Annotated in this window: 27 protein-coding genes and 1 pseudogene; 4 read left to right on the forward strand and 24 right to left on the reverse strand. The window is 42.8% G+C overall.

What is annotated here, in order from left to right:
• Positions 1-13: 13 nt before the first annotated feature.
• Positions 14-1,480, reverse strand: a complete 1,467-nt coding sequence (locus tag C4B60_RS12205) for a CoA-acylating methylmalonate-semialdehyde dehydrogenase (protein ID WP_104058285.1) — start codon at positions 1,478-1,480, stop codon at positions 14-16.
• A gap of 152 nt (positions 1,481-1,632) precedes the next feature.
• Between C4B60_RS12205 and C4B60_RS12210 the strand changes: the two genes are divergently transcribed.
• Positions 1,633-3,249 carry a PucR family transcriptional regulator gene (locus C4B60_RS12210; protein ID WP_104058286.1) on the forward strand — a complete coding sequence of 539 codons (1,617 nt, stop codon included), beginning with the start codon at positions 1,633-1,635 and terminating at the stop codon, positions 3,247-3,249.
• Positions 3,250-3,296: 47 nt separating this feature from the next.
• On the opposite strand, the gene C4B60_RS12215 is transcribed toward C4B60_RS12210, so the two are convergent.
• The 6 genes from C4B60_RS12215 to C4B60_RS12240 form a co-directional block, all read right to left on the reverse strand.
• Positions 3,297-4,523, reverse strand: coding sequence for a M20 family metallopeptidase (locus C4B60_RS12215; protein WP_104058287.1), 1,227 nt, complete (start codon positions 4,521-4,523; stop codon positions 3,297-3,299).
• Positions 4,504-5,994: a sodium/pantothenate symporter gene (gene panF, locus C4B60_RS12220; RefSeq protein ID WP_104058288.1), complete on the reverse strand. Its 1,491-nt coding sequence runs from the start codon at positions 5,992-5,994 to the stop codon at positions 4,504-4,506. Before panF ends, C4B60_RS12215 begins: the two co-directional genes overlap by 20 nt.
• Entirely contained in the window at positions 5,991-6,272 is a 282-nt protein-coding gene (locus C4B60_RS12225; protein ID WP_104058289.1) for a YhdT family protein, read from the reverse strand. The genes panF and C4B60_RS12225 overlap by 4 nt, the downstream gene beginning before the upstream one ends.
• Before the next feature lie 259 nt (positions 6,273-6,531).
• Positions 6,532-7,620, reverse strand: coding sequence for a Gfo/Idh/MocA family protein (locus C4B60_RS12230; RefSeq protein WP_104058290.1), 1,089 nt, complete (start codon positions 7,618-7,620; stop codon positions 6,532-6,534).
• A 218-nt stretch (positions 7,621-7,838) separates the two neighbouring features.
• Positions 7,839-8,306, reverse strand: a complete 468-nt coding sequence (locus C4B60_RS12235; RefSeq protein WP_104058291.1) for an ABC transporter permease — start codon at positions 8,304-8,306, stop codon at positions 7,839-7,841.
• Positions 8,307-8,467: 161 nt separating this feature from the next.
• Positions 8,468-8,938: a C1q-like domain-containing protein gene (locus C4B60_RS12240; RefSeq protein ID WP_104058292.1), complete on the reverse strand. Its 471-nt coding sequence runs from the start codon at positions 8,936-8,938 to the stop codon at positions 8,468-8,470.
• Positions 8,939-9,375: 437 nt separating this feature from the next.
• On the opposite strand from C4B60_RS12240, the gene C4B60_RS12245 reads away from it, so the two are divergent.
• Positions 9,376-9,612, forward strand: coding sequence for a hypothetical protein (locus tag C4B60_RS12245; protein ID WP_104058293.1), 237 nt, complete (start codon positions 9,376-9,378; stop codon positions 9,610-9,612).
• 116 nt (positions 9,613-9,728) lie between these two features.
• Positions 9,729-9,974, forward strand: coding sequence for a hypothetical protein (locus tag C4B60_RS12250; RefSeq protein WP_104058294.1), 246 nt, complete (start codon positions 9,729-9,731; stop codon positions 9,972-9,974).
• A gap of 73 nt (positions 9,975-10,047) precedes the next feature.
• On the opposite strand, the gene C4B60_RS12255 is transcribed toward C4B60_RS12250, so the two are convergent.
• Both C4B60_RS12255 and C4B60_RS12260 read right to left on the reverse strand, forming a co-directional pair.
• Entirely contained in the window at positions 10,048-11,289 is a 1,242-nt protein-coding gene (locus C4B60_RS12255) for a pyridoxal-phosphate-dependent aminotransferase family protein (RefSeq protein WP_104058295.1), read from the reverse strand.
• Positions 11,290-11,370: 81 nt separating this feature from the next.
• A complete protein-coding gene (locus C4B60_RS12260; RefSeq protein WP_104058296.1) occupies positions 11,371-12,249 on the reverse strand; it encodes an SMI1/KNR4 family protein in 879 nt (292 codons plus the stop codon).
• 154 nt (positions 12,250-12,403) lie between these two features.
• Between C4B60_RS12260 and C4B60_RS12265 the strand changes: the two genes are divergently transcribed.
• Positions 12,404-12,835 carry a VOC family protein gene (locus C4B60_RS12265; RefSeq protein WP_104058297.1) on the forward strand — a complete coding sequence of 144 codons (432 nt, stop codon included), beginning with the start codon at positions 12,404-12,406 and terminating at the stop codon, positions 12,833-12,835.
• Positions 12,836-13,040: 205 nt separating this feature from the next.
• Here the strand turns inward: C4B60_RS12265 and C4B60_RS12270 are convergent, their stop codons facing one another.
• The 15 genes and pseudogenes from C4B60_RS12270 to C4B60_RS12340 form a co-directional block, all read right to left on the reverse strand.
• Entirely contained in the window at positions 13,041-13,274 is a 234-nt protein-coding gene (locus tag C4B60_RS12270; RefSeq protein ID WP_104058298.1) for a hypothetical protein, read from the reverse strand.
• Between the two features lie 215 nt (positions 13,275-13,489).
• On the reverse strand, positions 13,490-14,002 hold the full coding sequence (locus tag C4B60_RS12275; protein WP_104058299.1) for a GNAT family N-acetyltransferase: 513 nt from the start codon (positions 14,000-14,002) through the stop codon (positions 13,490-13,492).
• An 85-nt stretch (positions 14,003-14,087) separates the two neighbouring features.
• Complete coding sequence (locus C4B60_RS12280) at positions 14,088-14,663, reverse strand: GNAT family N-acetyltransferase (RefSeq protein WP_104058300.1); 576 nt, start codon at positions 14,661-14,663, stop codon at positions 14,088-14,090.
• 141 nt (positions 14,664-14,804) lie between these two features.
• Positions 14,805-15,337: pseudogene (locus C4B60_RS12285) on the reverse strand (GNAT family N-acetyltransferase).
• A gap of 217 nt (positions 15,338-15,554) precedes the next feature.
• A complete protein-coding gene (locus C4B60_RS12290) occupies positions 15,555-16,040 on the reverse strand; it encodes a tetratricopeptide repeat protein (RefSeq protein WP_104058302.1) in 486 nt (161 codons plus the stop codon).
• Between the two features lie 37 nt (positions 16,041-16,077).
• Entirely contained in the window at positions 16,078-16,410 is a 333-nt protein-coding gene (locus C4B60_RS12295; RefSeq protein ID WP_104058303.1) for a hypothetical protein, read from the reverse strand.
• A gap of 36 nt (positions 16,411-16,446) precedes the next feature.
• Complete coding sequence (locus C4B60_RS12300) at positions 16,447-16,881, reverse strand: GNAT family N-acetyltransferase (RefSeq protein WP_245153963.1); 435 nt, start codon at positions 16,879-16,881, stop codon at positions 16,447-16,449.
• Between the two features lie 50 nt (positions 16,882-16,931).
• Positions 16,932-17,360, reverse strand: coding sequence for an NUDIX hydrolase (locus tag C4B60_RS12305; RefSeq protein WP_104058304.1), 429 nt, complete (start codon positions 17,358-17,360; stop codon positions 16,932-16,934).
• Between the two features lie 117 nt (positions 17,361-17,477).
• On the reverse strand, positions 17,478-18,014 hold the full coding sequence (locus tag C4B60_RS12310; protein WP_104058305.1) for a GNAT family N-acetyltransferase: 537 nt from the start codon (positions 18,012-18,014) through the stop codon (positions 17,478-17,480).
• Positions 18,011-18,541 carry an AAA family ATPase gene (locus tag C4B60_RS12315; protein WP_104058306.1) on the reverse strand — a complete coding sequence of 177 codons (531 nt, stop codon included), beginning with the start codon at positions 18,539-18,541 and terminating at the stop codon, positions 18,011-18,013. Before C4B60_RS12315 ends, C4B60_RS12310 begins: the two co-directional genes overlap by 4 nt.
• 12 nt (positions 18,542-18,553) lie before the next feature.
• The gene (locus C4B60_RS12320) at positions 18,554-19,096 is read right to left on the reverse strand and encodes a ribonuclease FAU-1 family protein (protein WP_104058307.1); all 543 of its coding nucleotides are present in this window, start codon (positions 19,094-19,096) and stop codon (positions 18,554-18,556) included.
• A gap of 179 nt (positions 19,097-19,275) precedes the next feature.
• On the reverse strand, positions 19,276-20,133 hold the full coding sequence (locus tag C4B60_RS12325) for a GRP family sugar transporter (RefSeq protein ID WP_104058308.1): 858 nt from the start codon (positions 20,131-20,133) through the stop codon (positions 19,276-19,278).
• 141 nt (positions 20,134-20,274) lie between these two features.
• A complete protein-coding gene (locus C4B60_RS12330; RefSeq protein WP_104058309.1) occupies positions 20,275-20,619 on the reverse strand; it encodes an ASCH domain-containing protein in 345 nt (114 codons plus the stop codon).
• A gap of 287 nt (positions 20,620-20,906) precedes the next feature.
• Positions 20,907-21,437 (reverse strand): GNAT family N-acetyltransferase, encoded by a 531-nt coding sequence (locus C4B60_RS12335; protein ID WP_104058310.1) that lies wholly within the window; start codon positions 21,435-21,437, stop codon positions 20,907-20,909.
• 84 nt (positions 21,438-21,521) lie between these two features.
• Positions 21,522-22,790: a M48 family metallopeptidase gene (locus C4B60_RS12340; RefSeq protein ID WP_104058311.1), complete on the reverse strand. Its 1,269-nt coding sequence runs from the start codon at positions 22,788-22,790 to the stop codon at positions 21,522-21,524.
• Positions 22,791-22,806 lie beyond the last annotated feature (16 nt).

Below are 22,806 nucleotides of genomic sequence, written 5' to 3' on the forward strand. Positions count from 1 at the left end.
CCTCCTTATTTGATCAATATGAGTGACGCGCTGTTACCATCTTTTTGCGTGTGTAAAATTCAATGCCATCCCGCCCGTTTGCATGCAAATCCCCGTAGAAGGATTTCTTGTACCCTGAGAATGGGAAAAATGCCATCGGTGCAGGGACGCCAAGATTAATGCCGAGCATTCCCGCATCGATTTCTTCCCGGAATTGACGGATCGCTTTAGCACTATCCGTGAAGAGACAGGCACCATTTGCAAAATCAGATTGATTCGTCAGCTCGATGGCTTCATCAAGCGTTTCGACCCGTATCACGGACAGCACCGGTGCAAAAATCTCTTCCTTCCAGATTTTCATCTCTTTCGTAACCCCGTCAAATATCGTCGGTCCCACAAAGTACCCATCGTCAGAAACCGGATCCTTGCGGCCATCACGCAATAGACTAGCCCCTTCCTTGACGCCCGACTCAATATACCCGATCGTCTTGTCTTTATGGGCTTCTCTAATGACAGGACCAAGAAATACATCTTCATCGAGCCCGTTTCCAATCGTCATTTGATCCGCTTCCCCAACAAGTCTTTTTGACAGCTCGTCCGCTATATCTCCGACTGCGACTACAACAGCACATGCCATGCAGCGTTCACCGGCTGAGCCGAAGGAGGCATTGATGATATTTGTAACTGTGAGATCCAAATCCGCATCGGGCATTACAATCGTGTGATTTTTAGCTCCTGCAAGCGCCTGAACACGTTTGCCGTTTGATGTGCCTGTCTTATACACATATTCAGCAACCGGCTGCGAGCCGACAAATGACACTGCTGGAATATCAGGGTGGTTTAAGATTCCGTTAACGACGTCATGAGCGCCATGGACAATTGTAAAGACGCCGTCTGGCAGCCCGGCTTCCTGCAGCAGCTCTGCTAATCGGTTCGCTAAAAGAGGTGTGCGTTCAGAAGGCTTTAGAATAAATGTGTTGCCAGCTGCAATGGCGAGAGGAAACATCCAGCATGGCACCATCATCGGGAAATTAAAGGGCGTGATGCCTCCTACTACTCCGAGCGGGTACCGGTACATACCGGACTCAACGCTGTTTGCAATGTCCGGCAGCTGCTGCCCCATCATTAACGTAGGGGCACCTGCAGCAAATTCAACGCATTCAATTCCCCGCTGCACTTCTCCGTACGCTTCATTAAAATTCTTTCCGTTTTCAAGTGTAATGATTTTCGCCAGCTCCTCCCAATGATCAACGAGAAGCTGCTGGTATTTAAATAAGATCCTGGCTCGCTGAGGCACCGGAGTTTTCTTCCATCCTGTAAATGCCTGCTTCGCTGAAGCTGCCGCCTGCTCAAGATCCTCCGCTGTTGATATCGGTACCTCTGCCAAAGTCTCCCCTGTGGCAGGGTTTGGAACCTTCTCATAAGTTGAGGTGCTTGATTTAACCCATTGTCCACCAATGAAGTTTGATAGAGTTTGATTTTTATTTATTGCTATGCTCATCTTACACTCCTCCTATTCAATATGATTCTTGTCTTTTCCAATGATTTTCACTAAACTGTTAGATGTACTTTACAAAAAATTCTGTCATCTTTCAATTTACATTATGTCAAATTGTGCAGTAAGCACTTTAACGTTATGGAGGTGATTTCTTTATGGAAAAATTCACTTTAACGATTCGCCATATACTCGAAAGGGAATCTTTTATGAGTGCAAGGGTCGCAGCAGGCAGGGAAGGGCTGGACCGGGAAGTCAAATGGTCTCATGTTCTTGAAGTCCAGGAGCTTGATAGCTTAATCAATGGCGGAGAGCTAATTTTAACCACTGGCGTTGGTCTCCAGTTGGACCTGACGGCTCAGCTTACCTATGTAAAGAAACTGATCGAACGCAAGGTGGCCTGTTTATGCATTGAAATTGGTCCTTATTTTGAAGAAATATCCCAAGAAATCATTGATGTAGCCAACCAGCATGCGTTTCCGATCATCCTATTTGAAAAGAAAGTGCGTTTTGTCGATATCACACAGGATTTACATACATACATTATCAATCAGCATCACCATATGCTGTCGCAATTGGATGCTTTATCACGGAAATTTAATGCATTGTCGCTGACCCATAATGGCATTCTTAAAATTCTTCAGGAGCTGCATCGCTTTTTTAATCAAAGTGTCATGTTCATCACCGATCAGCCAAAGCTTTATTATTATCCTGCCGAGAGTAAGAAATGGGAAACTGACATCCGCAGAAAGCTGGAGCAATCAACAGGAGAATTTGCTGAAAAGAAAACACTCACTGTTGACGATCAAACGTTTGGCGCTCTCCCGGTGGAAGGGCTCGGACAGGTGCTCGGCCATTTATGCCTTCAGCGAAACCACTCAATCCCGGAGGATTTCACCTTTTTGCTCCTTGATCGTGCAGCGATTGCCATTGCTCAGATTCTTTTGCGTGAACGGACGATTGAAGAACGGAAATTAAACAATGAAGATGATTTCGTGCGGGATTTAGTAAACGGCAGACCCGTGGACCCTAAAGACCTGCAGACCTTCCTCCCTGTTCAAAGCAAAAATATGTATTACCGTATTTTCTGTATTCAGATGGATCCCCCTGAAAGTGATTTACCTCATGGTGACTGGGAAGAAACGAAGCTGCAGCGTCTGATGAGCATTCGTACTCTGTTAAAGAGATGCGGGTTTTTCCCTGCTCTGTCCTGCAGTAAAACAGAGATACACGCCGTCGCCTGTTTTTTGGCAGACGATCGGGTCAAGAATGAGAAAAACAGATCACTTCATGCAATTGAACAAATCCTTGAAATGAGAAGCAGCAATTATATGAACGGTCAGCATTGCAGCTGCGGCATCAGTTCTGTTTATCAGGATTTAGCCCTCGCTCCCAAGGCTTACGGGGAAGCCTTGAAAGCACAACAGATGGGAAAAAAAGGCGTAGTTGACTCTCCTTTTTACGAAGACCTTGGTCTTTATAAGCTTCTCCTTGAAATAAATGATTCTTCATTCTTAACATCTTATGTGGAAAGCCACCTCGCCCCGGTGCTTGAATACGATGAAAGGATGGACAGCCGCTTATTTGAAACGCTTGAGGTTTATTTAGAGACTAACGGCTCTAAAAAAGAAGCTGCCGAGCAATTATTTATCGTCCGTCAGACGCTTTATCACCGGCTTGAAAAGCTGGAAATGCTACTCGGTAAAGATTTTATGGCACCATCCAGCCGGCTTGCCCTTGAAAGTGCTGTAAAAGCTTACCGGCTGCTCGGTTAACTAACCAACGTGCCAGAAGCTGATCCGGCACTCCTCTCCTCTGGCTTTTACACTCTGTCATTTAAAAACCGGAGTGCCGCTTCTTTATAAATGGCGGTCGTCTCAGCAAGCTCCTCTATATCCACATACTCATTTAACTGATGGGGAATTTCCCGATCCCCTGCACCGATTGTGACGATCGGAATCCCTTCCATATGAAGAAAAGTTCCGTCTGTCGCACCCGGCACCCCGTTATAAACCGGCTCCTTGCCCGTGATCTCTTCAACTGCTCCATAGATAGCTTTTACAACAGGATCCTCTTTAGATGTAGCAGTCGGAGGACGATTATCCAAAACCGTTAATTCAATCCGGCAATCCGGATCCTCCGCCTTCATACCCGTTACGATATTTTCAATAGCCTGGAGGATGTCATCATGATTTTGCTCTGGTACTGTACGAATATCGAGCGTCAATAAACAATGCTCCGGAATTACATTGATTTGTGCATCTCCTTTTACGGGAGACTGAATAATGGTTGGGGTGATGGACGGCCACTTTAAATACGGGTCCTCCCCAAGGCGTTTTGTTTCTGCCTTTTCCAGCTTTTCAATTTCTGTGATAAAACGCGCGAGACGCCAGTTAGGGTTAATTCCGCTCCATGAGATAGCGCCATGAGCCATTTTGCCATAAAAGTCGACCTGCAGACGGATTGCTCCCCGCTGAGCGATGCAGACATTATTTTCCTCCGGCTCACAAATGATGGCGCCATCGACCCCTTCTGCCCATCCCTGTTTTATAAAGTGTTTAATTCCAATCATAAGCCCTTCTTCATCACAGGGAATGCACAAAATGATTTTCCCGCTGAATTCCTCTTTATCCTGCAAAATAGAGTGAACAGCTGTAATCATGCAAGCTAAATTCCCTTTCGTATCATTGGTGCCGCGGCCGTACATCCGGCCCTCCACAATTTCAGCTCCAAACGGATCGTACTTCCAGGCGCTTCGGTCGCCTTCTGTCACAACATCGGTGTGTCCTTCAAACAATAAAGTTTTCCCTGGTGTGCCTGAGTCGATTATGCCGATTACATTCGGCCTTCCCGGCACCACTTCTTCTATATGAGTTTCGATGCCGATTTCTCTTAAATGTCTGGCTGCATAATTAGCTGCCGCTTCTTCATTCCCTCCATTGACCCCCTCACCTCTATAGACGCTTGGGATCCTTACCAATGCCTGAGTCAGCTTAATAACCGCTTCTCTGTCTCTTGTATACGATTGATTAGTTAACCGATTGCTCATGTTTTAATTGCTCCCTTCTTGCTTCTGTAAAGCTGTATGCCTTCCGGTCAATGAGAAGACTGGCAGTGACAAAAGCGATAAACGATAGAAGAACCGGAATGGCAACGGTATGAAGGCCAAATAATTCACCGTTTGCCTGATTATAAAAATGAAGGCCAATATAACTGGAGATCCCTACAATCATTGAAGCGATGGCCCCATGTTTATTGCTGTATTTCCAATAAAGCCCCATGACAATCGGCCAGATGAATGCTGCTTCCAATCCACCGAATGCAAATAAATTCAGGAAGATTAAAAGGTCAGGCGGATTCAGTGCAAGCAGATACACAATAATCCCGAGAAAGCCTGTTACCCCGAAGCTTGCCCGCTTCACTGCTTTCATTGACGCATCAGGTTTGACGTAATTTAAATAAACATCTTTAACAACCGTCGAGCTTACGAGAATCAGCAATGAATCAACGGTGGACATAATGGCAGCCATTGGTGCAGCGAGTACAACTCCAGCTACCCACGCAGGAAGCACCTCCATTGAAATGAGGGGAATAACCTGGTCCCCCACTTCAATACCTGGAAGAATAGGACGTGCAAATACCCCAATTAAGTGCATATTCAGCATAATAACTCCAGTCACAATCGTCCCAATAATAAGTGCGCGGTGCATAGCGGTCGAGCTTTTATAGGACATGGACCGCACGGCTATTTGCGGCAGTCCGACCACTCCGACTCCGACCAAAATCCAAAAGGAGGATACATAGGCTTTCGATAGATTCCCTTCATTCCCAAACGGCGTAATCAAATTGGGATTTTCACTGACTAAATCGCCAATAATATTCGGAACTCCTCCGCCAGCTATGATGACAGCAATCAGTAAGACAAAGGTTCCGACCACCATTACCGCTCCCTGAACCGCATCGGTCACAGCTACTGCCCGAAAGCCGCCGATTGTGACATAAACCAGAACAGATATCGCGAAAATGAATAAAGCCGTATTATAGGATATTCCGGTCAGAGACTCGACAAGCCGGGCTCCTCCTATCCACTGGGCAGCCATTGCAGAAAAAAGAAAAATAATAATCGCCAGCGCTGACAGGATTACTACTGCAGTACTTTGATAACGCATTTTCAGAAAATCAATGAGCGTAATCGCTTTATAGCGTCTGGCTAAGATCGCAAATTTCTTTCCTAAAATCATTAGGACAAAATATCCCGTCACTACCTGGGACATGGCAAGCAGGATCCAGCCAAATCCCATCGTATAAGCGGTGCCTGGTCCGCCTAAGAAACTTGACGCACTCCCGTAGGTTGCGACCATCGTCATAGCGAGAACGAAACCGCCAAGCTCCCGTCCGCCAAGGAAATAATCCTGTATAAAACCATCTCCGGAAGCTGCTGTTTTCCGGCTTGACCATATCCCGATGAAAAAGATGATAACGAGAAACCCGAGCATTGGAATAATGACCGACCAATTCATTGTTCATCCCCCTCTTCTGTAAAGGGTACTTCCTTAAAGAAAAAGCGGACGACCAAAATAACTAAGACAGCGATTGTAATAAATCCAACAATACAGCTGTAAAAAAACCAGCTGGGGAGACCAAACACATATGTATATTCTTCAACAGGGCGTGAGCCTAAGCCATAGGCAAAACCGAACCACCAAACAAAGTTAAAAAGGGCTAATGCTACACCGATCAATGCTTCCCGGTTCGCAATTTTAAAACGCCAGTCTTCCTTTTCCTGCATCCCCTTCATCCTTCCCCCTCCATTCCGACTAACTTTTCAGAATTATAAAATAATTCTAACTTATTGAAGCGGCTATTCATTTAGACAAAATGTAAACAAAACGTATGTCCTTTTTGCCAAAAGGTAAAATTTACTCTCCTCCTGATTGTACATCTTTACCAGTCTAATAGACGAGATTTTTGAATGAAAGAGAAAAAGCCTGCGACAAATAGTCTCAGGCTCCTGCAGCCGGTTTACTGCGCTTCAAACGAACGCTTCCGGCAGCGACTCATTGCTCATCAAAATAAATGGCTTTTCCTGTCTTTGCTGATTCATAGAGCGCTTCTAAAATCTGTGTCACGACAAACGCTTCCTCCGGCTTAACGAGCGGCGGTGTGTCATTAATAATGCTTTCGATCCAAAGTCTTGCTTCAAGATCTGCTTCACTTACGAGCTCCCCGTCAAAAAACGCAATATCGTCATTTGCAAAGTCCACCTTGGTTGTATAAAGCTTGCCGTGGTTTTCCCCGTTAATCCGGAGTCCATCCTTCATATCCGCACCGCCTTCTGTTCCGCTTAAGGAGCATTTTGCTTCATCTACCTCAAGAGAATTGAGCGCCCAGCTTGATTCAAGGGTAATCGTTGCCCCGTTTTCCATCGTAATAAAACCGAATGCTGAATCTTCCACCGTAAATTTCTCCGGATCCCATGAACCAAATAAATTAGCGGCATTTTTTTTCTGTCCTAATTTATGATACGTCGTACCAAGCACAGCCTTTGGTTTGTAGTTATTCATCATCCAAAGCGTTAAATCAAGGGCATGGGTCCCGATATCGATCAATGGTCCGCCGCCCTGCTTTTCTTCATCTAAAAATACGCCCCATGTCGGAACTGCTCTTCTTCTGATTGCATGTGCTTTGGCAAAATAGATTTCGCCAAGATCGCCTTGCTCACAAACCGACTTTAAATACCGGCTGTCCTCTCTGTACCGGTTGTTATAGCCAATCGTCAGCTTTTTGCCTGAACGCTTGGCTGCTTCCACCATTGCTTTAGCTTCCTCTGAGGTTTTAGCCATCGGCTTTTCGCACATAACATGCTTGTCTGCCTCAAGAGCCGCAATTGAAATTTCAGCATGGGAGCTGTTTGGTGTACAAACATGAACGACATTGATCGTTTCATCTGCCAAAAGCTCCTGGTAGTTTTCATACACCTGTGATCCTTCTGCCCCGTATTGAGCTGCTGCTTTTTCAGCCCGGTCTTTTTCAATATCACAAAATGCCACAAGCTCCACCTGCTCTAATTTTGAAAGAGAAGGCAGATGTTTCGTATTCGCAATTCCTCCGCAGCCAATCACTGCTACTCGTATCTTTTCTGTCATTTTATTCATCCTTCCTGTTGGTAGTAGATTGCACTCTTAATGCATAAACTCTGCTTTATTATGTATACCCTTTCATCATACCTTTTTAGGGCATTCTCTTCTAGTATTATTCTAAAATTCGGAATCTTCTTTTTTGAATGCAGTAATAGTTTTTTTCTAAAATAAAAAGGAAAAGGTTCTATCCCAAGACCTTCTCCTTGCTTTTACTTCTATACTTTCTACAACTCTACCAGCCTAGCTGCTGAAAAACTTGTCGCATTATCCCCCGGCACATTCTTTTTTATTGTGCCCGGAAACGAACTCTCCGCATAAATTTCTACCTCGTCGTCTGCTTCAAGCTTTAAGATGGCGGATACCTGTACCACATTTTCATCCGGAACCCCTTCGCCCCAGAAATCATTATCAGCCACTTCATAAGGATTTTGGTTTATACGGATATCCAAACGAGCCCGGTAGTTCTGATCATAGCTTGCAGGATTAAAGGAGATCGTTGCAATAATTAAATAGATTCCATCCTTTTTCGGAACAAATACAGAGCGCGCAGCCCGGTATTCATAGTTCAGATCAAACTCCTTAAGATCATAGAGAACCTTTACTGCTTCATTAGCCGGCATCTGCTGGTCTTCACTTGATACAGCCCGAAAAGCAGAGGGTCTCTCTTTCTTCTTTTTAAACCACTCAAACATTCTTTCACCTCTTTTGCATTCTTACTAGAGCAGCAATCATAAACTGCCCAACTATATCCTATGCCGTTAGTGGATGCGGAAAATAAGGAATAGTCTACGTCTTCACTTAAATAAGCAACCTATCTATGAGATTGCAAGTAAATTTCTCATGCTCTCCCTGCTTACTTCAGCTCAATCAGCCTGTCTGCAGAAAAATAGGTGATGCTTAACCCTGGTTGGTTGATCTTAATAAATCCTGCAAGTGTACTTTGCGCAAAGATTTCTACACGATCCCCTGCTTCAAGCTCCAGGATGGATGATGTCTGTACAGCATTCTTGAAGTCGACTCCTGTTCCCCAAAAATCATTATCTCCATCGACAGCTGGATCTCCGTTTTTTTGGATTTGAATTCTGGTCCGGTAATTTTCGTCAGTGACGTCAGGCTGAAAAGAAAACGTACTTGAGATCACATAGATCCCGTCCTCTTTTGGAACAAATACCGATTGAACCGGCTGATACTCTTCATCAAGATCAAAATTGATTGCTTCAAAGAGAACCTTCGTCTGCTCATTTGCCTCGACCCTCTGATCTGCACCTGATACCGCTCTGAAAGCAGAGGGTTTGGACTTTTTCTTTTTAAAAAATTTAAACATTACTTCACCTCCAACTCTATTCAGTAAAATGTTAAAAATCGTCCCTCTAGTTATTTTATGCAGGTTAAGAAATAGAGGGAGGAGATTTGTCTACAAACTAAGAGATTAATCTTGATATAAAAGAACACAAAAAAAGGCCTCTTCCGGTTTTGGAAGAAGCTTTTGAATATCATATAAAAATCAATACTTTCACTTTCCTTAGCAAGCAAAAAACTGAGTAATAATAAATAAATAACTGAAACTATTCTTTCTTGTTTCCGTAAATCTGGTAACAAATTGAAAAAATAGCTGTACGGATTCAAAATTGAGTACAAAAAAAATATGCTTAGCCCACTTATAAGTGAGGGGGGGGCGGGCTTTTGGTAGGTGTTGCAATCGGACCAAAAAAGGTAAATAACAGAATTAAAATAACAATGGTAGAATAGGAGCCTAAAAACATGAAAAAGAAAATGCTCATCCCTTTTATTGTAATATTGATTGCAGTAAGCGGCTGTATTGACAGAGAAAAACCAAATTCGATTTCAACAGCTGAATTAACGGAGAGAGAAAAAGCGTTTCTCTCTCCGTTAATTCAGACCATTCTTATGTATTTGATTTTACTACTGACAGCAGCTATAAAGAGGCAGCCGTTTGGATTGAAAAATATGAATTCGGAGAGTTTACAGAAGAGATAGGCGCTCTATCCGGTCAGATTGAAGGTGACGGTTCCATCTTCATTGTCTTACCGGGAATAGGGCAAGACAAAACTGAACAGGGGCTTGCAATTGGGATTGCAAGCAATGAAAGTACAGTGACCATGCGCAGCCCGGATATTATTTTAGGTAATGGGCTAGTAACAGAATCGTCTTCTACCTCCTTTCCCGATGAATCCATTTCGCTTGATGGAGAAAGAGTTTTAGCCAGCATCTATTTTACGGAAAATAAAATGATAAGCCAGGCACTGCATACCGATTTTTCAACTGATGTAGATGAATATTTAAATGAACTGGAAAAATATGAGGTTGCCTATTTAATTAAGAGCGATTTTAGCAAGTAAAAAAGCTCTTCCACGCTTAACAGGGCTGGACACAATATGCAGCCCTGTTTGAAATGGAGTGTCCCAATTGGAGTTACACCTTAGACTCACCCGTTTCTTCTATATAATATGCCAATGCCTTTTGTAAACCTGCTCCCTTCTGAACAGTCGCCCCTTGCTGAACAAGCACGGCTTCAAATGCACCGAGAAACGCCAAAATATTTTCTCTCCGGCAGCTGTAGCCCATTGTGCCGACTCTCCATATTTTCCCGTGCAGCGGACCAAACGAGCTGGCAATCTCAATCCCGAACATGTCGAGAAGCACCCTTCTAACCTCTTCCCCGTCTACTCCTTCTGGAATTTTAATGCAGGTGACAACCGGAAGCTTGGCATTGGGGTCGCCAAATAGCTCGAGACCCATTGCTTTTATTCCGGCTGTTAATGCTTTTTCATGATAGCGATGACGCTCGAAACGTTCCTCCAAACCTTCATTAAGCACAAGACGCAGGCCCTCACGAAGCGCATAAACCATCGAGGTTGCTTCCGTATGGTGATTTAACCGGCGCGGACTCCAGTAGTCCTGCAGCATGCCAAGATCAAAATAATTACTTTTGATGAAAGAAGCGTTCTGCGTCCGATCATCCTCTGAAGCAATCCCGCGTTCCACCTTTTTTCTGCGGGCGATGCGCTTTTCTATTCGTTCATTATAGGTAAGAGGCGACATACCGGATGGAATCGATAAGCATTTTTGCGTACCGGCAATCAGTCCGTCAATAAACCACTCATCTACCCGAACATCCACTCCGCCAACTGAAGCCACGGCATCAACAATTAAAAGAACATCTTCTTTTCTGCAGCTTTCCCCAATCTCTTTTAGCGGCTGCATGCACCCAGTGGATGTCTCAGCATGAACCATTGCCACCACGTCAGGCTTCCACTCCTGAATTTCCCGAATAACCTCTTCCGGGTTAAAAACAGTGCCCCATTCCTGATAAATTGCTTTTACCTCTGCTCCGTAACGCTCACAAATTTCCATTAATAGATGTCCAAAACGTCCATACACCGGAACCAGAACCTTGTCACCAGGTTCTATTACACTGCAAAGCAGCGCTTCAATCCCTGATCTTGAGGTTCCGTCCACGGGAAATGCCCATTTATTTTTTGTTTTAAATACCTTTCTCAGCATTTCCATTACTTCATTCATAATTGTCGTAAATGCAGGATCAAATTGACCAAGAATCGGTGCTGACATCATTCGCAGCACACGCGGATCAACCTCAACCGGACCCGGCGTTAAAATTGTTCTACGCGGCATATCTAACTCCTTGTAGCTCATTTTCTTCGTCCTTCCCTTCTGTACAAAAGCCAATCAAAATGAATGATCGTCTTCAAAAGGCTATTTCTTTTTCTATTCTTTTCAGTAATCTTCCTCAAAGCCAATCATAACCCCCACTACCTCTTTTGAACGATTGTATTTTACGTTTACCTCATACAATCCATCCCCGTAACCTGATACCGAGATTGCTCCTCCGGGAACGATTCCGCCCTGAACATCTGAAGAGGTTATCTCAATGTATTCGTCGTCCTTAATTTGTACGGATAAAGACGGATCAAAAACACCAGCCGATGCAGAGTCAACAGCAATCATTTTTTCACAGGCATGCCACCTGCCGCTTGATTTTTTATCCCCGTAATAAACGGTTAAGCTCTTAATGGTTTCATCAGGTAAATAGGAAAGGGAGGCTGTCCACTCTCCGTTTTTCACATTTGATATGCTGATTTTCCCTTCCGATTCGTCATCTTCAAGATAGTACGGGTCCGCCACAACCAGATTACCGCTTTCAATTTTAAATACACCAATATTATTTGGTTTAGTGGTATCTACTTTAGGCACAAACCAGTCGATAAAAGACTTTAGATCTGATGATTTGCAGTCACATTTCTCAGTCTTTTCATAGTAAACGTAGATCTGCTCCTGCATTAATCTTCGCCTTATACGATAACAGAGCTTGTCCCCATTTGTTTTCTCTCCGATACAAATCATGTCATCCGGAAGATTTTCGGGTCTTTTTTCTTTATTCATTTTGACAATATCCTTTGATAATCTTCCCTGCTCAATTGGTTGGATAGGATACAAAATCCATTCATCAAATGCTGCTCCATTCGTTTCTAAAAACAGCTCCTTGTACTCCTCGGGAAAGACAGCTCCCAATTCTTTTTCCGTCTTTTTTAATTGAAGCTCGGAGACGCCTGTTGCCTTTGAGCTTGGATTGATCCTATGAATCGCTTTTTTCATTTCTTCCTCCGGAAATGCTTTTGAATTAGTATGACATAGTATCCGTTTCTATTACTAGAAGATTTTAGATTCTAGTAACCTTTTTTCTCTTAATTGGAATGAAAATGGTATAATTATGTGGAATTTTCAACCTATTGCGAAAGGGGAGTTCAGAATGAATGAGAGATTAATACGGGTTGGCACGACATATCTACCTGTCTCAAATGTCGAGGCTTCTGTCCAGTGGTACGTAAACAAGCTCGGTGCAAAATTAACCTATCAGGATATGGATAAGGCTATACTTAACCTGGCGAATCAAAGCTTTTTTCTCGTAAAAACTGAGAAAAAACAAAACCTTAATTTTTATGACGCCAACGGTGATGAACGCTTTTCATTAACATTTGAGGTAAATGGACTACACGCGCTAGAGGAACTACATAGGGATTTTAAAGAGAGACAACTAAACGTAGGAGAAATTGAAAACAGAGGTCATGCCGGTAAAAATTTTGTATTTCGCGACCCGGATGGAAATCTTTTTGATGTATGGAGTGAGCTGAGCGAGGATTTTAGGGAGAAATACAGCGTTGGTAAGCCCTCAGATATATAAGACCATAAAAAGGGGGTTGGACAAATGTGTCTCATCCTCTTAAACCCGGTTCACTGCGCTTTAGGGGGACGCTTTCCGCGGGGCGGGGCTTGAGCTAACTTGCTAGCGCAAGTGGATCTCAAGCTCCCGCTTCCTCCCGCAGCAGTCGCCCCCTTCCGCTCCGTTCACCTCACGTTTATAAACCAGCCTCTTTTTATCGACTGGATTAATAAACCATCCAGCTGCCAAGGGCCATAAAAGAAAAACCAATGAAAGCGATCAAGCCTTTTGCTAAGCCGTACGGAAGATTATTTGCCAGCTTAGACAGAACCTCCAATTCAATATACCAGCTGCTTCCTACTCTGCTGTCATCTTTCACATCTTGTTTTCGCATTTTGAAAATAGAAGAATACACTACAAATGCTCCCCACAGGATTAGGAGTCCTCCCGCTATCACCATAATGACATCGCCTCTTTTCTTTTAGAATGAGAAAATAAACAACTAAAAGTTCATAGAAACATAGGAATTACAAACAATCCAATCAAAATACCGAATACGACTAGCAGACCATTTTTTACATTGTTATTCATTCTGTTTCCTCCTATTCTTTTTACTGGTAATTATATCGTAGACTGCTAAAATCTGTTGGAGGAAGCATTCTTTGTTCATTTCTTTCATTCCAGGTTTTTGTAATAAACCATCGTCGACTCCAGCGATCCATCTATAGAGGATTTAGCAAATAAAGGTATTTCACCGGTCAGCTGATAACCAAGGGAGGTATAAAGAAGGTTCGACGGATCGCCCTTGCGTGTATCAAGCACAAGGAGTGTGCGGCCTTGTTTTTTTGCCATTTCCTCCGCCTTTAGCATCAATGCTCTCCCGATTCCTTTACGCTGAAAATCAGGGTGTGTTAAAAGCTTAGCGACCTCCGCACGGTGCAGTCCATTTGGTTTGGAAGCCAAGTGCAATTGAACGGTTCCAACCACCTTAGACCTGTCTACAGCGATCAGCAAAATTACATCTTTGCCTGGAACTGCCTGCCAGTACTGTTCTGCATCTAGTTTGCTGAAGGGGGTTAAAAAACCAATGGAAGCACCATCTTCAACAATACGTACAAGGATGTCTGAGAGGTCGTCTAACGTCTCCACGACCGCTGTAATTTCTTTTATAGCCAGCTTTTCACTCATATATGTTCCCCTCTTTTTCAGGTGAATTTTTTCAAGAAAAAAGGAGCGAGAATGCTTTAAAAAACAAACTGCTCCCTAATCCTATCTATTTTTCCATTGCATAATTTTCTTCTCTCAGCGCTTCACTTTTTCGTTCAAAATAATCCTTCTGCAGCATACTCATAATGATTTCATCTGAAAAAGCACCTTCATAATAAAGGGACTCTCTTAGCACGCCCTCAACTTGAAATCCTGCTTTTTCATAGGATTTGATCCCCCGGATATTATGAGAAAAAACCTCAAGCTGCAGTCTGTTCAGCTTCAGCACCTCAAAAGCAAATTTCAGCGCCTGATTGAGCGCATCTGTCCCGTACCCTTTGTTTAACAGACTCGTCTGATGAAGCGCGATCCTGAAACCCGCTTTTTTATTGTCCTCATCAATATCCATAATAGCTAGATCACCGATTAATTCATCTGTTTCAAGCAGGCGGATGGAAAAATTATAGCGGGTTTGATCCTCGCTGATCCGTTTAAAATAATTCTTCATCTGCTCCATAGTAAAAGAGTTTCTGGTCCCGGTCATATACCTAATTTCATCATTTGAAAGCGCCTGATGCAGCCCTTTCATATCTTCTTCCTTCAGCTCCCTTAAATAAACCGCTTTCCCCTTTAGTTCCTTCATCCTTTCAACCGCCAATCATTTTTTTCGTTTTCTCTATAAAAACAGGGTAACATGGGATAATTTAGGTTAGCAATTGGTTTTTGGAAGAAAGATGAATTTGGATGAAAAGCCCCTAACACATTCCTATGTCCTTATCCGAACTTAATCCATCGGGTTTATGATCGCTAACACCAGATGGTCTTCCCATTTCCCATTAATCTTAACGTTCTTAATAGCCAGACCTTCTTTGTGAAAGCCTGACTTTTCGAGGACCCGTATGGACCCCACATTATGCGGCATGACTCCTGCTTCGATTCTATGTAAATGAAGATGGTCAAAGGCATGGTCCACTAACAGCCTTACCGCCTGTGTCGTAAAACCTCTTCCGTTAAACTCTTTATCAAGAAAATAGCCAATGAACGCACTTTGCAGATAGCTGCGCATGACCTGAAATAAGCTAATGCTGCCAATCAGGCGGCTCTCATAATAAATGCCGAACTGATACTCCTCGTCGTTTTCCATGTGGTGCTTCCACTTTTTAATTTTTTCCTGCTGATATTCGAGTGTGTAGTACTCAGCCGGGCGCCCCGCTGAAAACTGCTCGAAGAAGTCTTTGTTTTTGGTTTGGAAGTGAAGAAGTTCTTCAGCATCTTTAATTCAAATGGTTTTAAGGTTATCGTATTGTTGGTAAGGATGGTCACCACTCCTGGTAATTAATTTTTCATTTAGTCGACTAATTTTCCATCGACCCTTTCATCGCTTTTCACTTGCTGGATCTTTTTAGCATTTAGCTGGGTAGTTTTGTTTCCATACTAAATTCCAAAATTATTAAATTGTATTCCGGTTTCCTTTAAAGCCGTATTTGAGCATGTCGATCTATCTCCTCAAAAAACCTTTTCTAGCAGCACGTCTTTAACTCCAAACTCTATCCAACTTGTCCTTATAAAAGCTGATCGCCTTGCTGTAGTTTAAAACCTGGGGGTCTGTGGTTGTTTCAAGCAGAGAGGTTAGGAGTATCTCCATGGCTTGTTGATGATCGTTTACGTTATATAAAGTCATGGCGTAAAATACGCGAAGTGCCTGGTTTTCAGGGAAAGCTCCTAGCCCTTTTAGAAAAACCTCCCTCGATTTTTCGTATTCACCTAAAACTCGATACGTACTTCCTAAGCCTATATAAGCTCCTTCAAGATCGTTACCGGATAACCCTGAATCTATCGCTTTTTCATAATAAGGCACAGCTTCTGTTTCCTTTCCTAATACGTCAAAGCTCCAGGCGCACTGGTAGAACACGATCGGATCATCAGGGTATTCTTTACATAGGTCTAAAAGGTATTGATTGGATTTTTCTAAGTCTCCGTTACGCCGCAGCTCAATTGCTTCATTCAATTTACTTACCAATTACATCACACCAGCTTTCTTACGTAATAGTTTTTCATCATGCATTTCCGTTCTTCCAACGGGAAAAAGTATAGGCCAGTTGAACGATGGGGTATAAAATAATAACTGCAATAATGAAGATATATCTTTCAATATCAATACTAGAATACAGGTGATAGAGAAAAATGATGATAAGAGTAAAAAGCAGAATCCACAAGCTTCGAATAAATTTCCTGCGGTAGCTTAGCTTGTAATACGTTACCTCAGAGCCTTTGTCCACCTTTTCGGTATGTTTATACTTTCTTGATTGGTAGACAGAAATCGCAATATAAGGGCTTAAGATAAGCAAAAGAATTAGAAGCATTAGAAGGTTTTCAATTAAAGTATTCATGGGATCTCCTTTCCAGCGCTGAAAAGCCGATGCCAACTATACGGTTTGTTCTCTCTTTTCGAAAAAGGTTAACGACAGCTCTTCACTCAGTGTTAGTTCCTTACACTTTTGAAAGCCGTTTTTTTCGTAAAATCGAATGGCAGGAAGATTCTTAGAAGCAGTGCTAACTTTAAGGGGTTTGGTTTTATATTCGTTCTCAATGAAGGTTAACAGCTTCTGGGCAATCCCCTTTTTAAAATGGTTTGGATGGACGATCAATCGGTGAATATCAATTATTTCATTCTCAAGCTTTAACGATATGACGCCGCAAAGCTCTTCATTTAAAAAATAACCATAAAAGGTTTCTCTGCATTGCTGGAGGGTTGTTGCGGTATCCTTCAGAGGCGGAATGTCATAAAAGCCAATGATCGCAGCTTCCACTCTGTAAGCAGGCAGCTGGACGGCTAGGACCATTTCAGCGATTTCTTTCATTTTTATGTCTAATTTCAAAACCAAGGCAATCACTCGTTTCTTATCATCCATTAGCTTTTGCCATTTAGTACCGCAGCAGCTAATCGTATATTTTCTCTTAAATAATCCGGAAGAGAGGTGTCCTCTACTATTTGTTCTGTGGTTAGCCAAACGACCTCACTAACCTCATCTTTATCAACTGCATACGCTTCTCCTGATAGATGGTCGCAAACAAATACAATATCCACTACATGTGCACCCGCATCAGTGACAAACGTTGAGCTGTTTACATAGCGCAAATTCTGTATCTCAATCCCTACTTCCTCTTTCATCTCCCTTGCAAGTGTCCGTTCTAAAATATCACTCGAAAACCCTTCCTGATCAACCTTGCCCCCAACCATTGCCAGCTCGCCTCCAGCATGCTCCTCCTTCTCACTCCTAATAACCATCAGCCACTTACCATCCTTATGTACCGCACCTTCAACATTTACAATAAACATGTGAATCCCTCCTCATTGTTTGTTGGAACGAGCTTCGACAAGCCTTTCGACAAGTGCCTGGCACTCCTCGAATGTTACTCATCAAAAAGATTAAAAAAACTATAATTCAGATGGCAGCTAGTAAGGATAATCGTCAATACAGACTGGCGTTGTCTTCCCTTCCTCCCAGTCACTTCTGATGATTGCATAACAACAGGAATCAGAAACGGTGCCGTCCTTGTTTTCCCACGCATTTCTGAGGTGGCCTTCTTTTACATATCCGCTGTTATAAAGGGTTTTTCTCATTGCCAGGTTATCTCGTCTCGTGTAGGCTTCGATTCTAATCTTTTGATCGGGATGGGTAAAAAGATAGTCTGTCAGCCATTTAACAGCTGCTGCTCCATGTCCTTTGCCTCTATAATCTTTAGCGATCCGAATATCAAATGAAGGAATCGTATCACTGAAATCATGAATGATAAGCAGCCCGGTTTTGGCTCCATTCTCCTCGATCCAATACGTTTCCCTGTCGTTTGAATACCAGCCTTTTTGAAGGGCTTTATTTATTTGATCGGGTAATACTGATTTCTCTGAGTGGAACTCCCAGATGTTTGTCGTTAATAATTCGATTAATTCCTGACCTTCATCATTTAATTTTGTGAAGCTTAGCTTGTTCATAAAGCCTTCCCCTTTAGTCGTTTTTCCGCTGCTTCCCCGTTTTTTACTATAAGAATTTTCTCAGCATACTGTCCAAATGCTGTGAAGAAATTTGGCTTCCCCACCTCTTCAAAATAACGATTCCATTTAAACATCTTCAAGAAAATCTCAACAGTCGGTTTATAATTCGCTTTTTCTATTTTTAGCCGCTGAAGCAGGAATCTTTTTATGATGCGAAAGGTCCTTACCGAATACCGGGTGTCGAGGTAAATAATTAACTCAGCTTTCCGGAGGCTCTCCCCCACCCATTCCTCATTATGAACCCCTTCAATGATCCAGCTTTCTTTATTAGTCAGGTCAGTCAAGTACTCTTCTCTTTCTTTTTCTGCTCGTCTTCTATCCCCGTTTACGCTGTCCCTTTCCCAGACGACATTATCCAGTTCATAGAAAGGGATGGATAAGCGGGAGGAGAGTTTTTTCGCCAGAGTGGTTTTCCCGCTTCCAACTGAGCCGATGATATGTATTTTTTGAGGGATTTTGTTTATCAAACGATCACCGCTTTAATTTAGTTTTGGTAACAATGCATCCTTGTGGAGGGAAGATAAATTTAATAAATTGAACTCGTTATTTCGAATTAACTCTATCACAGTTCTGGCTTCCTTCCAGGCTAATTCATAAAGATTCTGATTAATAATTCCTTCGGATAACGCCTGTTCCAGCTCATCTTTATCCTTTAGGATGAGCTCTCCAGTCGGCAGTTTAATGACATCCAAAAACAAATCATCAATCCATGGAACATCTCCCTCTGCTCCATTTTCAAGAGAGATGTCGACATACCATTGAACAACCTCCCCCTTTGAATCAAACATCGTCGTCAGTGCATGGTTTTCCCCCTTAGGAAATTGCTGAAGCCAAAGGTAGCCATCATCCACAATGCAGATTCTTCTTCCTTCATAATAAACAAACAACGGTTCAGCCACTTTAACCGTTTGTAACAGCGTAACGTATCCTGTAAATTCCTTTGATTCCATAAAAGTCTGAGCATACCTGCGCTCTAAAATCCTCGGCCAATCGGAACGATCTCCGTATTTTCTTTTGAGCATGATTATCCTCCTATTCGACAAGTGCCTGTCACTCCCCGAAGTGAAGTGCATTCGACAAATCGACAAGTGACAGGCACCACTCGAACTGATGTTTATACCAATTATTCCAAAGAAAGGCAGATTACTCAATTAAAAAAATCCCCTTTTCTGAGTGAAAGGGAATTTTGGTTGGCTTGGTGTTATCCTTCTCGTGTGAATCCTAGGAGGACACCACCTGCAATTATTAAGACACAGCCAAAGATGACCATGATCATTTGTTTTTTGGTTTTCTTTTCACCCAGCAGGAAGATGCCGCCGAGTGTGGAGATGATGATCCCGGTTTGAGAGAGTGAGAAGCTGGTTGCGGTTCCGACTCTTGGGATAGAAAGAAGGAGTGCAATATTACCGGCAGCCCACATTAATCCTGGGATTAAATTTCTGAACGTGTATTTTGTAAACGGCTTATGCTTGATGCTAAGCAGCAGGGCACCTGTTACCATCCCCACTGATTGCGGCAGGATCGCGTCCCACCCATCAACTGAAAACCAGCGGATAATCACAACGTATCCGACAAAACCCGCTGTGGAAAGAAGAAGCAAAGGGATGCCTTTTTTCATAGGGCTTTCCCCTTCATCATCCCCGTTCTTTTCCCGAAAAGAAGTAAAAACAACCCCTGCGATAACAAGAACAATGGCAGTTATACCAATCGTCAGTGTCATCGTTGTGGACCATTCACCAAACACGAGTACACCAAATAAAGACGTTCCGGCAAGCTGCATACCCGTTGAAATGGGCAATGTTTTTGAAACACCTAAATGCTTCGCTGTTTTAAACTGGTTCATCTGCCCAAGCGCCCACATCAGCCCTGAAATAAAGCTGACAATGACAATCGTCCAGGTAAACTCAGGAGAGGTAAAGAAAAAAGCGGCAACTGAAAAAATCAGCGCGCCAATGGTGGTTCCGACCCCCTGCTGATAAGGTCCGCCGCCAAGTTTTGTGCTGACTAGTAAAATACTTCCCCACATTACTGCAGGAATTAATGCAATTAAAATTTCCAAAACGACACCGCCTTTAAAACTGTTTATCTCTTACACTCATTTGCCCTTAAGAAGGCAGGGATAAACCAGCGGGTTGTGCATGTGTAAAGTCTGAATTCTCACAAAAAGTAAAAGCGGACCGGATGCCTCGATTGGAGGAAATTAATTAAGGACTTTAATCTGGATAGCTAAAGTACCCCATTTTCTTTCTTGTTCCTGTGTATATATTTCATATGTACCTTCGATCATTTCTTCCATAGTCCAGCCTTCGCAGTCAAAAAGGGTAAAAGGAATATCCTTATACATTTCCTCGAATGTTTTATAATTGCGAAGTCCAAGAACTTCGGCCTTTATCGCTTCACCATTCTCAGGAACCTTCACAAATTCAATCACATCGCCAATGCTTATTTTTCTTCTTTTTTCATCATTTAATCTGACTTCAAATTCTTTCTTATTCTCCTGAATTGATTTAAACGGCCCATCGTACAAACCCATTTTATGCTTCAATAAAATTCTCCTTTTTACTGATTAAGAAATATCTTAAAACCAAGCTGGAACCTAACTTTAAAAGATACATTATCGACGATTACTTTTATAAGCATAAATGAGGTGAGCGGAGCGGAAGGCGGCGACTCCTGCAGGAAGAAGCGGGAGCTTGAGATCCACTTGCGATAGCAAGTTAGCTCAAGCCCCGCCCTGCGGAAAGCGTCCGTCTGAAGCGCAGTGAGCCGGATATAATACGTCAAATCCTACTAGTTCCAGCCTTATTGTGAATCCCAATAAAATACTTATTATTATTTCCCCCATTCATGCTCCAAAACACTATATACAAATGAATCCCGCCAGCCATCCTTCAGTAATAAATCCTCACGAAGCCTGCCTTCCTTTACCATTCCAGCTTTCTCTAAAACTCTAGATGAACCAATGTTTCTTGGGTCACAGGTTGCGTAGATCCGATGCAGGTTAAGCTCCTTGAAACCAAAATCAATTAACAGAGCTGCAACTTCTGTCGCTACCCCTTTTCCCCAATAATCCGGATTGACGATATAGCCGATTTCTCCGACTTTATTAGTGAAATCCTTGATGTTAAATTCTCCAGCGCCTATCAAAAATTCCTTATACATGATGGCCAAAACAAACCTTATTCTCGGTTCTCGCTCAGCGTCTTTCATCGCTTGACTAACAAATTCTTTCGAGTCCTCTTTCTTATTTGGCCCCCAAGGCTGATATTGGCAGACAACTTCCTGTGAGGCGTATTTATGCACTTCAGTCCAATCGCTATAAGTAAATTCTCTTAACGATATTCTTTCATTAGAAAGGCTAATCTCCGTGTGTTTGATTAAAACCGCCTCCGTTATTCTAAATGCATTTACATTACCTTGCCCGAATAAAGAAACTGAACTGTACCCTCACCATCCCGAATAATACCGATATTCCTCTACAAGCGTTTCCTGAATTTCTTTTCGGTAAGACGCCAGCTCTTTGTCGAGTCGTTCAGCTCTTTCCTGATCAATTTCAATCAAGGGATCGATCATTTGCTTTGATTCCAAATAGTTCATTCTGTAATGAGTCGGCGGATGCGTTTCGTCCACCTTTGATTTTTCCATTTCGTTTATTTTTTTCAGCCTCAGCTTTTCCCGTTGAGGCATAGTGTCTAATTGGTGCGTAAAAAAAGAATACAAATCTGTTTTGTCATTTGATAGAGCCGTTTTCCTTACCGAATAAGCGTACGTATCATGATACTGCAGTTTTTCAAGAACCATTTTGGATGCTTCTCCTCCTGCCACCCGCGCTCCTGCGTAATCGGCATAATACTCTGCCTGCTGGCTATTGAAATAAAGCAAATAAAGCAGGAGATAATAACCGCTTTTAGGGAAAAAGGCAATTCCTCTTAAGAAAAATGAGCTGATCCATTCAAGCACCCCCACCTCATCATGCTCGCTCGGAATTCCGGGATGAATCACCTGATACCATGTCGCAAGTGTATTCATTGCTGTGCCGATATAGCCGCCTCTTGATAAATCCCCATTTGCTAGATGACCAAGCTCGTGACCTAAAAGGGCCAGACGTTCCTCAGGCGTCATAATGGAAAAAAGAGGCATGCCGATTCGCAGGATAACCTTTTTTCGCAGTCCGACCTGACCTATTGCCGCATTAAACTGTCCGTCAAGCACTACACCGTCAATTCTTTTAATGTGAAGGCCATCGCTTATATCATCTAGCACACCGAAAAGCTCGGGCAGCTGACTCCGCTCTAACACGACATCTTCCTTTTCAAGCCGGTTTATTCGTGGACGTGCAACCCAGGCAACACCGAGCAGCATGACCGCTGTAATGACTAAAATAGGTTCATGATAGAACACAGCTAAAAGATAACCAGCCAGAAAAATTAAACCCAGGCTCACTAAATGAACTAGAGAAGCAAAGATATAAGCCATGACGTCATTTACATTTAGCGATGGCTTTTCTGATTTTTGCTGAATCATTTTATCCAGTAAAGCTTTCCCGTTTCTCTCACCTAACGAAAGATAAGCCCTTTCCATAAATGTCTTCTTTTCCTCGTCCGCTAAAGGATTTACATTGTACAAACAGTGATCACACCATGAAACATAACCGGGAACAACAGGGTATTCCTCCCCGCACGACGGACACGGTTCCGACTGAATCTCTCTTACCAACTCTTCACTCCCCCAA

The organism is Jeotgalibacillus proteolyticus (assembly GCF_002926065.1).
In the GTDB taxonomy this organism is placed as follows: domain Bacteria; phylum Bacillota; class Bacilli; order Bacillales; family Jeotgalibacillaceae; genus Jeotgalibacillus; species Jeotgalibacillus proteolyticus.